The organism is Cryptosporangium phraense, assembly GCF_006912135.1.
GTDB classification, from domain to species: domain Bacteria; phylum Actinomycetota; class Actinomycetes; order Mycobacteriales; family Cryptosporangiaceae; genus Cryptosporangium; species Cryptosporangium phraense.
The window spans coordinates 1-12,738 of the sequence record NZ_VIRS01000046.1 but is presented as its reverse complement, the minus strand read 5'-3'; the positions used below and the strand labels follow the sequence as shown (position 1 = coordinate 12,738).

Annotated in this window: 6 protein-coding genes; 2 read left to right on the top strand and 4 right to left on the bottom strand. The window is 73.3% G+C overall.

Annotated features, from left to right (window positions below; genetic code table 11):
- Nucleotides 1–203 precede the first annotated feature (203 nt).
- A complete protein-coding gene (locus tag FL583_RS36110) occupies nucleotides 204–677 on the bottom strand; it encodes a hypothetical protein (protein WP_142709405.1) in 474 nt (157 codons plus the stop codon).
- 82 nt (nucleotides 678–759) lie between these two features.
- Complete coding sequence (locus FL583_RS36105; protein ID WP_142709404.1) at nucleotides 760–2,673, bottom strand: cutinase family protein; 1,914 nt, start codon at nucleotides 2,671–2,673, stop codon at nucleotides 760–762.
- Nucleotides 2,674–3,103: 430 nt separating this feature from the next.
- Between FL583_RS36105 and FL583_RS36100 the strand changes: the two genes are divergently transcribed.
- Nucleotides 3,104–4,048 (top strand): exopolyphosphatase, encoded by a 945-nt coding sequence (locus FL583_RS36100; protein ID WP_142709403.1) that lies wholly within the window; start codon nucleotides 3,104–3,106, stop codon nucleotides 4,046–4,048.
- Here the strand turns inward: FL583_RS36100 and FL583_RS36095 are convergent.
- Nucleotides 4,045–5,064: a winged helix DNA-binding domain-containing protein gene (locus tag FL583_RS36095; RefSeq protein WP_142709402.1), complete on the bottom strand. Its 1,020-nt coding sequence runs from the start codon at nucleotides 5,062–5,064 to the stop codon at nucleotides 4,045–4,047. The genes FL583_RS36100 and FL583_RS36095 overlap by 4 nt on opposite strands.
- A 65-nt stretch (nucleotides 5,065–5,129) precedes the next feature.
- Nucleotides 5,130–6,941: a substrate-binding domain-containing protein gene (locus FL583_RS36090; protein ID WP_142709401.1), complete on the bottom strand. Its 1,812-nt coding sequence runs from the start codon at nucleotides 6,939–6,941 to the stop codon at nucleotides 5,130–5,132.
- Between the two features lie 195 nt (nucleotides 6,942–7,136).
- Between FL583_RS36090 and FL583_RS36085 the strand changes: the two genes are divergently transcribed.
- On the top strand, nucleotides 7,137–12,698 hold the full coding sequence (locus FL583_RS36085) for a diguanylate cyclase (protein ID WP_142709400.1): 5,562 nt from the start codon (nucleotides 7,137–7,139) through the stop codon (nucleotides 12,696–12,698).
- Nucleotides 12,699–12,738 lie beyond the last annotated feature (40 nt).

The following is a 12,738-nucleotide window of genomic DNA, read 5'->3' as shown; positions in this document are numbered from 1 at the left end:
AGGCTTCTGACCTGCGAAAACTCTCCGCAGGTCGAACGTGACCGACAACGCGGTGCAGCGGCAGAGCGGGTCGGAGCCCGCGCGGGGCCGCGAAACAGTGCCGGTGAAGCCCATGGTCGCCTCCGTGCGAACGCCGAGCAGTCGGCGGATTGACCGCCTTGCCCTATCTCTTGACGGTTCGGGTGAGGGACCGGTTCAGGGGTTCAGACCGACTCGACCGTGAGCGCGACCTGGTAGGCGTCGTCCTCGGTGACTGTCACCGTGAACCGCATGTCGTCCCCGGTCGCCGAGGCCGTGCACAGCGGGAACGAGCCCGTGCGCCCGTCCACCGCCTGGCACGTGCCCTCGACCGCCGGGGCCGGCCAGCCGGCCGCCTCGAACGACTTCCGCAGGTCGTCAGGCGTCGGCGCGTTGTCGACCTGCCAGCGCCGGTACGACGACGGACAGCCGGCCTCCAGGCAGCCGGCGCCCGAGCGGTCCTCGATCTCGACCTGCCACCACCCGGCCAGCGGGCGGAAGCGGTTCGCTTCGGTCGCGACGTCCGGGTCGCCGGGGGTGCGTAGCGTGATGACCGCGGCCACCGCGCCCACCACCACGACGACCACGGCTACGGCGGCGGCGAGCGTCCAGACGCCGGGGCGCCGCCTCTCCTCGATCGCGTGTCGAGCCGGGCTCATGACTTCTCCTGCCAGGTCATCCGTCTCTTGACCGTCCCTCATCACTTAGTTACGTCGCAGACGCAACGAGTGTTCAGAACGGTCACTGACTTTTTTGCCAGCGCTTTCGCCGATGCCGCCCGGCTGCGCTGCACGGCTCGAATCGCGTCCGCAGGAGCCAGAACCACAGCGCGCCGGTCGTCGTCAGCAGGAACGCGACCGCAACCGCGACCAGACCGGTCGTGAGCCGCGGAGGCGGGCCGGCCGGGGCCGGGGCCGCGGCCGCAGCCGGACCGCCACCCTCGGAGCCGCGGAGGCCGCCACCGACGTCGGCCGCCGGGACCGCCTTCCCGAAGCGGGAGGACCCCGCGCCGCGGGGCGCCGCCGGCGAGGGCGCGCTGCTGCCGTACTCGTTGACCGCCTCGACGGTCAGCGTCGTGGTCCGGTCCGGGAGCGCGGCCAGGTCGACCTGCCGGACCGACGGCGGCACGTGCGCGAGGAGCCGGCCGTCCGCGTCGTGGATCCGCCAGGCGGCGGCCCGCGGCGCCGCCGGCGCCTCCCACCGGACCACCGCGCCCCGCTCGCCGTGCGCGGCCCGGACCGTCACCGCGTCCGGCGCGGACGGCAGCCGCGGCGCCAGTCCGGCCCGGTCGACGTGCATTCGTGCCGACGTCATGAGCTCGGCGCCGTCGGCCGCGGTCAAGCGGAGCCAGGCCCGGCCGCTGAACGCCCGGAGGTAGACGTGGTCGACGACCGGGGTCGTGGTCGTGCGGTCGACGACGCCGTCGCCGTCGAAGTCCCAGCGGTACGCGCCGACCGGCAGCTCCGACGCCGACGCGTCGAACCGCACCGACGTGCCCGGCGCGGCCCAGTACTCGTCGATCGCGAGCGCGGCGGCCGGCCGACCGGCGCGACCCCGCCGCGCGCCGGCCTCCCCCGGCTCACCCGACGCCCCGGAATCCGCCCCGCCGACCGCGGGACCCGGCGATCCGGACGGCGCCGGCGACCCCGACGGCGAAGGGGTCGCCGGCCCGCTCCCCGGCGGCGAAGGCGCAGCACTCGCCGTCGGACCCTCACCACGGCGAGCCGCACTCACCGGAACCACGGCCGTCCCCGGCCGGGCCGAAAGGGCCGGGGACGGGCCGCTCACCGTCACGTCGATCTTCTGGCCGCGCTTCCCGAGCGCGGCCCGCACCGCCACCGCCGACTCGCGAGCAGCCTGGTCCACCGCGTTCCCCGGCCTCGCGTACGACCCGTGCGTCGAGTGCCGGAAGTCGGCCAGGTTGCTGTTGCACACCGGATCGTCCCGGTCGCACCACGACCCCACCCGCCCCTCGACGTCCCGGGGGACGTACGGCGAGCGGGCGTCCAGCACCCCGTTGTCGGTGTAGCAACCCACGCTCCCCCGGCGCCACGGCGAGAGCGACCGCCCCCGGCACGCCGCCGGGAACACGCCCCGCCCCTCGGGCAGCGACAGCTTCGGGTCCCCGAACAGCCCGACGTACGCCACCCGGTCCCGCGGCAACCCCGGCAACGCGTCCCCGACCACCTGCGCACCCTGCGAGTACCCGGCCAACACGACCCGCTCGCCCGGGCAGGCGGCCAGCCGCGACCCCACGTAGGCCCGCAGCTCGGCCACCCCGGACGCCACCGACGCCCGGTACCGCCCGCCCTCGTTGCCGGTCCAGAACGAGGCCGCGTCCAGCAGGTTCGCGAACGCGTCGCTGCTGTTCACGCCCACGCCGACGGCCGGGTACCGGGCGCCGCCGTAGCTCGCCGTACCGAGTTCGTACGCGGTCGCCCGGACGTCCACGCCCAGCCGGGCCGAGAACGACGTCAGGAACGCGGCGCTCTCCCGCTGGCCGAGCCGCTGCCCCGAGCCCCGCGCGAACACGACCGTGACGTCGCCGCAGCCGGAGTCCGTGGCCGCCGCCGGCACGGCGCCGACCGGCACGACCCAGCACAGGCACAGCAGGCTGAGACACCAGAGCCTCGACACACGGGTGGACACAGACATGGACGACCAATACGGGTACAGAAGTGAGGGGTGGGCCGGCTGACCAGGGAATTGCCGAGCCGACCCGCGGCAGCTTATGGCGCCGAATGGCTCGCTCGCGCCGCGATCAGTTCCCCTGTTCGGCGCGCAATTCTCCGCGCGATGTCGGCGTCGTAGCAGCCCGTACGGCTGATGTGAGCGCGCCGATTCGCCCGCCGAAGCACCATATATCCTCAGGAAACAACGACGGATGAACGACCTGATTCACGTTTCCTGTTACTCAGCGCTAAATGGTGCACCGCAATTCACGAGTCCCACCGAGCCCTCTATTCCCCGCCTGCGGGAATTGCATTCGCAGCGCGGCCCGGAAACCGGTACGCCGGAACATTCAGGCCGCGCCCCTCGCTGCCGATCTGGTCGAAGATCGGAACAGCCACCTCGAGGGGCTCTCATGTCGTACCGCCTGGTGACCCGCAGCGACTTCGACGGCCTGGTCTGCGCGGTGCTGCTGCGCATGCTCGATCTCGTCGACGAGATCACGTTCGTGCACCCCAAGGACGTCCAGGACGGCTCGGTCGAGATCACCGATCGGGACATCCTGACGAACCTGCCGTACGCGCCCGGCGCGCACCTGGTCTTCGACCACCACCACTCGGAGACGCTACGCACCGGCGGCACCGCCGCGAACCACATCATCGACCCGGACGCGCCCTCGGCCGCCCGGGTCGTCTTCGATCACTACGGGGGCAAGGAGCGGTTCCCCGACGTCTCGGACGAGATCATGGATGCGGTCGACCGCGCCGACTCGGCCCAGTACGACATCAAGGAGGTGCTCGACCCGACCGGCTGGACGCTGCTCAACTTCCTGATGGACAGCCGCACCGGGCTCGGGCGGTTCCGCCAGTTCCGGATCTCGAACTACCAGCTGATGATGAAGCTGATCGACGCCTGCATCGAGCACACCGACGTCGAGGACATCCTCGACCTCCCGGACGTCGCCGAGCGCGCCGACCTGTTCAACGCCCACCACAAGTTCTTCGTCGACCAGCTCAACCGGGTCGGGACCATGCACGGCGACGTCGTCGTGCTCGACCTGCGCGAGGAGGAGACGATCTACGCGGGCAACCGCTTCCTGGTCTACGCGCTGTACCCGCAGGCCCGGGTCTCGATTCACGTGATGTGGGGGCGGCAGAAGCAGAACACGGTGCTGGCCTGCGGCAAGTCGATCCTCGACCGCACCTCGCCGGTCGACATCGGGTCGGTGATGCTCAAGTACGGCGGTGGCGGCCACGTCGCGGCCGGCACCTGCCAGGTTCCGCACGAGGACTCCGAGCGGGTGCTCGCCGAGATCATCGACGCGGTCAGCGCGCCCCGGGCCGTCGGCGCCGGGCGTTAGAGCGGCTCACCCACCTCATAGGTGCCGCCGTCGGCGGCCCACTTCAGCATCGTCGTGGCCTCCGCTTCGATGGCGGACGCGTCCCCGCGCGCCCATTTCGTCACCGGACGCACGGTCAGCGTCGCACCGGAGCGGGACCGGGTCAGCGTCCAGATGCCCTGGACGACGCCGTCGACCAGGATCGTGCCGGGCAGCACCCCGTTCTTGCCGCCGAGCTTCGGCACGGTCCCGAACCGGGTGCGCTCGGCGTACGACAGGTGCACATTGTCGAAGTCGTAGAGCAACCGCACCGGCGCCGGGGTGTCGGCGCCGGGCCGCGGGGCGTCGGGCAGGTCGAACAGCTCCCGGCCGTCGTCGTCGGTGAACGTCACCAGGGACGGCCGCAGCCGGTCGAACACCTCGCGGAGCCGGGTCAGACCGGTCCAGGTCTGCGCGTCCTTGACCCCGGCCGGACCGAACGCACCCAGGTAGCGGCGGATCAGCTCCTCCGGGCCCGCCGGGGCCGGCGGATCCCCGAGCCAGGCCGCGGCCGTCGTGTGCGCGATCGGCCCGCTCACCGGGCCGGCCGGACCCCAGGTGCCGCGGGGCGGCACCTGGATCAGCGGGAGCTGGGCCCGGACCGTGGCCGAGAGCGCGTGCGGGTCGGCCTCCGGCCAGCGCTCGGCCAGGATCTTCTCCAGCGCCGCGAACGTCAGCGGCTGCTCCTCCAGGGCGGCCCGCCCGACGTCGGTGAGCTCGGCAACGTCTGCGCCCGCGAGCCGGCGGGCGTAGATCGTCGCCGTCGACCGGACGATCACCGGCTGGATCAGCGGCCGCCAGGCCAGGCAGTCCCGCGCCGAGACCAGGTGGATCGTCGACCGGTGCAGCGCGACCCGCACCAGGCTGCGGTCTTCCAGCAACGCCGAGACGTCGAGCGGGGTGATGCCGGACAGCCGCGCGCCCAGCCCGAGGTACCAGGAGTGCGGCGTCTGCGCCTGCAGCCCGCCGAGGTGCTCCACCGCCTCGACGATCGGCATCGGCGACCGCTCGAGCAGCAACTGCCGAGCCAGCGAGGCCCGGTTCAGCGCCCGTCTGTTGATACCTACCGCCCCGTCAACGTCGAAAGGAAGATCTGGTCGATGTCGCTCCCACTGTCGGCAGAGTAGGCCTTACCTCCGACAGCCGACGTGATCTCGCGCAGTTCTCGCAGGTCGGCGCCTGCGCCGAAGCCGATCGCGATCACCTGGACCGGCCGGTCGGGCTTCATCGCGGCCCGCAGCCGGGCCACCAGCTGCGGACGGGTCAGGCCGCCCGGCGTCTCGTTCTTGCCGTCGGTGAGCAGCACCAGCAGGTTGAGCCGGCCGGGCTGGTAGTTGGCCTGCACCTGCCGGTAGGCGGCGTCGATCGTGTTGTAGAGCGCGGTCCAGCCGTGCGGCTTCAGATCGCGGCGGATCGCGGTCTCGAGCGCGACCCGGCGCGGGGTCGTGGAGCCCGGCAGCGTCCCGCCGACCGGCCCCATCGGCACGAGCTGCTGGTAGTCCTGCTTGCCCTTGAGGTCGGTCGAGAACTTCCACAGCCCGACGCCCGACTCCGGGCTGAACAGCGTGATCGCCCGGATGCAGGCCTCCTGCACGACCTTGATCCGCGGGCCCGACCTGTCCGGCGCCGGATCGGCCATCGACCCGGACGTGTCGACGGTCGCCAGCACGTTCGCCTTGCGCTGCAGAGCGGTCCAGAACACGACGGTCTTGACGATCGCCTCGTCGTTCGGCAGCGGGCGGGCGTCACCGGCCGGGCTGCCCATCCCCTGCACCGGCTCGAACCCCTGGACGTACCGGGTCGTGCGCTCGGGGTCACGGAACCCGGCCTTTCCGTACGCCTCCCGGCCGGTGCGGCCCTGCAGCAGCTCGAGGAAGCTGCCCGCGATCTCCTGCCGGACCGGGTCGACCCAGGACGCGGCCAGCGTCACGTACGGGTAGTCGGCAAAGATCGTCCCCTCGGTGGGATGGATCGCGGTCAGCGGCACCGCCGGGTTGTCGACGTCGTACGCGGCGACCTGCTGCTCGGTGGCCGGGAACGGGCCCGACGCGGCGAGCATGCCGTCGGGGTCGGCGCTGGTGCGCAGCGTCTGCACGAACGCCGCCGACGTCGCCTTCTGCAGCGTGTCGGCCCGGGCCAGCAGCAGCGCGTTGTGCAGCTCGTTCTCGTCAACCTGGGTGTCGGTGTCCGCGTCGACGACCGACAGCAGCGTGCCGAGCGCGGCCATCGACTGCCGGGGATCGCCGATCCCGAGGCGCAGCGCGCCCCACTCCGGGTGCCCGTAGTCCTTCCAGGTCCGGCCGCCGATCCGTTGCAGCGCGAGCTGCATCCACGAGATCGGCCGGTTGGGCCAGCCCAGCGCGTCGGCCATCGGCCGCGGAGCGGCCATCACGATCGGCGAGGTCGCGATGCTCGGCCGGTCGTAGGCGAACAGCTTGGCCATGCCGCTGCGGGCCGCGGTGGCCGTCACCCAGGTCGACGAGTCGGGCATCCAGACGTCGACCCGCTGGCTCGTCGCGGCGCCGTTCTGGGTCGGCGAGAGCGACTGCCCGACCGTCGCCGACTCCTCGCCGCGCACGGCGATCGCGCCGCAGTGCCCGTCGAACGAGTGCTTCTCGCGTTCCCACGACGACGCCAGCCCGCGGACGACGTTCTGCTGGTCCGGTGACGTCACCACCGACAGCACCACCGGATCGCCGGAGCAGTCCCCGGCCCGTAACGCGTACCCGACCCCGAACGAGGCGAGCACCACCACGATCACGATCGTCGCGGCCAGCCAGGGCGGGGGCAGCCAGCGACGACGCGGACGCGCCGCGGACGAGAGGGATGCCTGCTGCCGGAGGACAGCCGCACTACGGTGCCGACCACGCGCCATCTGGGCCGCTCCACGGAGGACGAGAGTTACCGGATCCTATTGTCAAGACCGCTCCCTCCGCATCGCGGTCAGGGCGTTCTCGGGCGCTCGGGTAAGAAACGGGGGCAACTTCATCGAAGTTCATCGTCTGCAACTCACTCACCGTCGAGGAGTCGGTAGGCTCCGACGGCCACCTTGACCCCACGGGAGCGTTCGGTGTCGCTCGACCGCCACGACGACGCGAGCGTCCTCTTCGGGCTCGACCGACTGCGTGCGATCGCCGGGACCGCCGACAGTTCGGCCCTGCTCTCCGAGGCCGCCGACGACGCACGGATCACCGTCGTGCTCGGCGACCGCCCGGCCGCCGTCGGACCGCCGGAGGTCCCCTCCGTCGAGACCGTGGTGGACGCCAGAGCCGCGGCGTCGGCGAAGGCCGCGCAGGCCTCCGCGGGCTACGAGATCCTCGGGGAACTCGGACGCGGCAGCCGCACGATCGCCTACCGGGTCCGGCGCGGCGACGGCGTCTACGCGATGAAAGTTCCCCGCGAGTGGTCGGCCGAGGGCGCCGAGCAGGACGCTCGGGCGTTCCGCCGGGAAGCCGCGCTGCTGGCCTGCGTCGCCCATCCCGGGCTGGCCCGGATCCACGAGGTCGGCACCACCGACGGGCGTCCGTACCTGGTGATGGACCTGGTCGAGGGCGACCGCCTGACCGACGTCCTGGCCGACGGGCCGCTCGACGTCGGCACGCTGCTGGCGATCGGCATCGACGTGGCCGACGCGCTGGCCGCCGCGCACCGGGCCGGGCTCGTGCACCGGGACATCAAACCCGAGAACATCTTGGTCAAGACCGGTCAGTGGGCCCCGCAGGCGAAGGTGATCGACTTCGGGCTGGCGGCCCGGCTCGGCGCACCGCAGGACGGCACGGTCGCCGGCACGATGCTCTACTGCGCTCCCGAGCAGTCCGGCATGCTCAACCGTCCGGTCGACGGCCGGGCCGACCTCTACGCGCTCGGCGCGGTGCTGTTCGAGTGCGCGACCGGCGCGCCGCCGTTCGACTCCGACGACGTCGGCTCGCTGCTGCGCATGCACGCGAGCGTGCCGCCGCCCGACCCGCTGGCCGCCCGCCGGGACCTGCCGCCGCTGCTCGGCGCGATCATCTCGACGCTGCTGGCGAAGGACCCCGACGACCGGTACCGCAGCGGCGCCGGGCTGGCCGCCGACCTGCGCCGGCTCGTCGCCGGCGAGACCCGGTTCGCGCTGGGCACCGCCGACCGCACGGCCGAGTCGTCCACCGAAGCGCCGTTCGTCGGCCGGGAGGCCGAACTCGGCGCGCTGGCCGCGCGCTGGCAGCGGGTGCTCGACGAGGGCGCGGGCGGCGCGGTGCTGGTCACCGGACCGACCGGCAGCGGCAAGAGCCGGCTGACCGCCGAGCTCACCGCGGCGGTGACCGCCGGCCGCGGCCTGGTGCTCTCGGGCAAGTGCGATGTGGACGCACCGGTGCCGCTGGCGCCACTGCGGGCCGCGCTCGACCGGTACGTCGCCGAGATCTACGCGCTGCCCCCGGCCCGGCGGGTGGCCGCGTCGGTCGACCTCACCGCGGCCGCCGGGCCGGCCGCCTCATTGCTGCACGCGCTCTCCCCCCGTCTCGGCGAGCTGCTGGACGTCGTCCCCGACGACCGCGACCAGCCGTTGCCGGGCGCGGTGGCCGGGTTCCTGGCCGGGCTCGCCCGCTCGGCCGGCGGCCTGATCCTGCACCTCGACGACGTGCACTGGATGGACGACGCCACCGGCCGGGTGCTGCGCCAGCTGGCCGACGAGTTACCGGCCGCGCCGATCCTCGTGCTGATGACCGCCCGGGAAAAGCCGGCGGCCGTCTTCGGGCCGGCGCTGGACACCACGATCCGCCTCGAGCCGCTGCCCGCCGACGCGATCGCCGAGCTGGTGCGGGGCATCACCGGTGGCATCACGATCAGCCCGGGCGCGGCGGCGGCGCTCGCCGCCCGCAGCGACGGCAACCCGTTCACGCTGCTGCAGTTCCTCAACGCGATCGTCGACGCGGGCCTGGCCCGGCCGTCCTGGGGCACCTGGCAGATCGACTCCGACCTGCTGCACGACGTCGAGCTGCCGGTCGACGCGGTCGAGCTGGTCCTCGAGCGGCTGCGCGGGCTCGACGCCGAGAGCAGGCAGCTGCTCGGGGTGGCCGCCGCGCTCGGCCCGCACTTCGACCCCGGCCTGGTCGCCGAGGTCGGGCGCATCGCCCGCCGCCGGGCGATCGAGGTGGCCAGCGCGGCCGCCTGGCGTCACCTGCTCGAACGTCGGGACGGCGACAACTTCCAGTTCCTGCACGACCGCATCCGCGAGGCGCTGCTGGCCCAGTTCGACCCGGCGACGCTGCGCAGCGTGCACGCCCGGATCGCCGACGTGCTCGCCGCGTCCGACGACCCGTCCCCGGCGACCGTGTACGCGCTGGCCCGGCACCGGCAGCAGGCCGACGACGGACGTCCGAGCCCGGGGCTGTACGAGGCCTGCGCCGCGGCCGGCCGGCTGGCGCTGGCCGAGCAGGCGCCGTCCGAGGCGGCCGGGTTCCTGGAGCAGGCCGCGGCCGCGGCCGCACGGGCCCGGATCAGCCCCGACTCGGCGTTCCTGCAGACGCTGGCCCGGGCCCAGCACCGGATGGGCCGGTTCCGGGACGCGCTGGCCACGCTCGAGGCCGCCCGCCGGGCCACCCACGACCCGATGGAGCGGGCCCGGCTGCTCGCGCTGACCGCCCAGGTCCACGACAGCACCTGGGCCACCGGCCGGCAGTCGTTCGCGATCGAGTCCGCGCTGGCCGAGCTCGGCCGCCCGCTGCCCGCCAACAAGTTCGTGCTGATCGCCTCGACGCTCGGCCTGGCGCTGCTCGGCACGCTGATGAGCGTCGTCCGGATCGGGTACGGCACCGCCCGGGGCGCGCAGCGGGATCTGTACTGCCTGCTCACCGAGCTCTACGACATCGGCGCGCTGGCCTACGCCCGGCAGCTGCGTCCGGACGTCTCGCTGGCCTACACGCTGCGCCGGATCTACCTGACCGCCCGGATCGGACGCGGCCCGGAGAGCGCCCGCCTGAACGTCACCGCGGCCCACCTGTCGTTCATCGTCGGGCTGCGCCGGTACGGGCGGTGGCTCACGCGCCGGGCGCACCGCACCGCCGAGTCGGTCGGCGACCCGCAGCTGATCGCGTTCGTCGACTGGCTGGAGGCGATGGACTGCCAGTTCTTCGGCTTCGACCAGGGCGAGCGGGTCCGCGAGGTGCTGGCCGGGCGGGCCCGCTGGCTCGACGCCGGGTACCGGATCGACCTGCTGTCGGTGCTCTGCTGGGACACGCTGATGCGCGGCGACCTGACCGGCGCCGAGGACGTGTTCGCCCGTCGGCAGGTGCTGGTCGACTCCAGCGACGGCACGCTGAACACCACCGTGCACGCCTGCCAGGTCGGGCTGCTCGCGCTGCAGGGGCGTCCGGCCGAGGCCGCCGCGCAGCTCGCCCGAATGCGGGCCACGAACGGCACCGAGCGCTGGGAGCAGGTCGACCTCAGCTACGCCCAAATGCTCTCCGCGGTCGAGCAGGGCGACGTCGGGCCCGCGTTCGACGAGGCCGCCGGCGCGCTCACCGCGTCCGGCGTCCAGTGGTGGGCGCTGATCCCGATCCAGCGCGGGCTCTACGTCTACCAGGCCTACGGCCGGATCGAGCAGGTCCGGTCGGCGACGGCCGCGACGCGGCCGGAGCGGCTCCGGCAGGCCCGGTCCGCGGTGCGGACGCTGCGGCTGGTCGCCAACACCCCGCTGCTCCGCGCGCACCACCGGGTCGCGCTCGCCGGTCTCCGCCTGGCCGAGGGCCGGGCCGACCGGGCACTGCGCGCGTTGAACTCGGCCGAGCCCTTCATCCGGGCGGTGGACGCTCCGCTGGTCGCGTTCGAGGCGGCCCGGACGCGGGCCCGGGCGCTGACCGGTGTTCCCGGTGAACGGGACCGTCAGGCCCGCTATGCGCTGGCGCTGGCCGTCGAGCAGCGCTGGCCGCACCGGGCCCGGCAGCTCGCGACCGAGTTCGGGCTGGAGGGCGCGTCCCGGTTCACCGTGCACCAGGCCCGCTCCAGCGACGGGGTCGCGGTCAGCCTGTACCGGCAGCGGCTGGACGCGATCGCGCAGGTCGGGCTGGCCGCGTCGCGGGTGCTCGACCCGGCCCGGCTGGCCGCGGTCGCGCTGGACGAGACGATCCGGATCCTCGGCGCCGAGCGGGCGTTCCTGTTCCTGGTCGACGAGTCCGGGCACCTGCGTCCGCACGGCGGGCGGAACGCGTCCCGCGACGACCTGCCCACCCTGACCGGGTACAGCGCGACGCTGGTCGAGCGGGTCTGGCAGAGCCGGGCCGCGCTGGTGATGACCGGCACCGAGGAGGGGGCCGCGCTCGGCGCCGAGAGCGTCGTCCTGCACGGGCTGCGCAGCATCATGGTTGCGCCGATCCTGCTCGACGGCCGGCTGCTCGGCGTCGTCTACCTCGACAGCCGGGTCGCGAAAGGGATCTTCACGCCGGACGACGTCGGGGTGCTCACCGCGATCACGTCGCACGTGGCGGTCGCGCTGGAGACCGCCAGGGCGGCGCAGCTCGAGGCCGCGGTCGGGGACGCGAACCGGCGGCGCGATCTGGCCGAGATGCTGAGGGACGCGCTGGCCGCGATCACCGGGATTCTGGAGCCGGCGCCCGAGCAGGTGCTGCGCCGGCTGCTGACCGTCGTGTTCGGAGTGGTCGGCGGGGATCACGGCTGGCTGGTGCAGACCTCGACCGATCAGTCGTTGGTGTGGGTCACGTCGACGACCCGCACCGGGCGGCACCACCGCACCGACGACCTGGCCGGCATCGTCGCCGCGGTCGCGGCCGCCGAGGGGCTCGACGCCGAGACCGACGGGCCGGGCTTCCGGATGCCGACCGGCTCGCACCCGATGGCCCAGGATCCCGACGAGCGGCTGACCGCGCTGCTGGAGACGCCTTCGCCGGTGTTGTCGTCGGCGAATGCTCCCGCGCTGGTGACCCGGTCGCTGCCGGGTGTGCGGTCGTGGCTGGCATTGCCGCTGGTCGCGAGGGAGGAGCGGCTGGGCGTCCTGCTGTTCGCCACCGACTCGCCGGACGGGTACGACGACGGCGTGGCCGAGATCGCCGGGGCACTGGTGGCGCAGGGCATGGTCGCGTACGAGAACGCACGGCTGTTCACCGAGGTGCGCCGGTTGGCCACGATCGACGGGCTGACCGGCGTCGCGAACCGGCGGCACTTCTTCGAGCTGGCCACGCAGGACGTCGGGATCAGCCGCCGGGACAGCGCGGCGGCCTGGCCGATCGCCGCGATGATGATCGACATCGACCACTTCAAGCGGGTCAACGACGCGCACGGTCACCAGATCGGCGACGAGGTGATCCAGGTCGTCGCGGCCCGGCTGCGCCAGAACGGCCGAGGGCTGGGGCTGCTCGGCCGCTACGGCGGCGAGGAGTTCGTGCTGCTGCTGAGGGCTGGAGCGGTGGAGGCGGCCCGGGTCGCCGAGCGGCTCCGGGCGGCGATCGAGGAGGAACCGGTGCCGACGTCGGCCGGGCCGCTGTCGGTGACGATCAGTTTGGGTGTGACATATCTGCGGGATGCTGATCTGGAGTCCGACCCGAGCGCGGATGCGCTGGTGAGCGCGCTGCTGGGGCGGGCTGACCGGTGCCTGTACCTGGCGAAGCACGCGGGCCGGAACCGAGTACACGTCGGCTGATAAGACCCGCCGATTCACGGGTTTTCGGGGGTCTCTGGGG